The organism is Mesorhizobium sp. PL10 (genome assembly GCF_053714315.1).
In genome coordinates this window covers 1-1,212 of sequence record NZ_JBSKBR010000141.1, presented here as the reverse complement: position 1 = coordinate 1,212, position 1,212 = coordinate 1, and the positions used below count along the sequence as shown (strand labels likewise).

The 1,212-nt window shown below is 59.4% G+C and carries 1 protein-coding gene; it reads right to left on the bottom strand.

Annotated elements, in window-relative coordinates; all coding sequences use genetic code 11:
* On the bottom strand, positions 1-1,124 hold a 1,124-nt coding region (locus ACWGTO_RS33490), incomplete at its 3' end, for an ISAs1 family transposase (RefSeq protein WP_454578955.1).
* Positions 1,125-1,212: the final 88 nt, after the last annotated feature.

Sequence of the window (1,212 nt, the reverse complement as noted above, 5' to 3'; positions counted from 1 at the left end):
GAGATGAGGCTGACGAGAAAGTCCTCGTTCCATCCGGCCTTCAATCGTTTGTTGGTCATGGACAGTTTGGCTGGATGACGGCGCAACAGGTTGAGAGCGATATGTTTGATAGTGGTGAAGTTGGCCGGGGCATGTTCGGTGCGGACCCGGCATTCGTCGTCTCGGAAGAGGCAGTCCATCAGCCAGTGCATGCTCTCGACCGCCCAATGGCGGCGGACAACGTCAGCAAGCCTGTCGGCCGTGCCGGTTGACGAGGTGATGTAGAAGCGCCTTTCACGCTCGATCTTGGCGTCGATCTCACGCTCGCTCTCGACCATGATCACGGCCTTCAATCCGGGCCAGTTGTGGCGCTGCTGGAGCCAGCCGATGTCATGGAAGACGGTGGTTCGGCGGGTCTCGATGCGGCCGTGATCGCCATCGACCGTCTTGTCCTGGCTGACCGTGGTATCCTTGAACTTCTTGACTTTCTGCTCGTTGGCGAAGAGCTCGACATCGTCACGAAGGGTGCCCTGGTTGCCCTTCAAGGCGAGCACGTAATCGGCCTTCTTGTCGATGATCTTGCTGGCGATCTCGCGCTGGCAGCCCATGGCGTCGATGGTGACGATGGCGCCCTCGATGGCCAGCATGTCCAGAAGCTTGGGGATGGCGACGATCTCATTGGACTTCTCCGTCACCTTGACCTGCCCGAGCACCAGACGCTGGCGGGCGGCGAAGGCCGAGACCATGTGAATGGGGTTCGCACCCTTCTTCTGATAGGAGCGCCGGCTGGTCTTGCCATCGATGGCGATCACCTCGGCGGGTATCCCGGTCAAGGCGGTGACCCAACTGACGAAGCACTTCTGGAACTGTTCGGCATCCAGCGCGGCGAACACTTCGCCCAAGCGGTCATGATCGGGCGCGCCATTCGCAAAGGGCCGGAAGCGCTGCAAAAGATCGACTTTGTCTTTCCCGAACTGGGCGATTGCAGTGAAGGTCTCGGCCCCGGCCAGCACCGCAAGCAAGGACAGCAGCAGGATCTCGTCCAGCGGATAGATGATTTTGCTGAGTTGCCGCGGGTCCGGCAGATCCGCAAAATGATCCAGAAAAACAACGCTCTCGAGTACCGCCTCGTCGGATGTGGCCATCGCAGGTATCTCCCAATCGAATCAATTGGGGACTCACAGATTCAGCACTGGCGCCATATGTCACGTGTTAACTCACCCGATTGCCCTG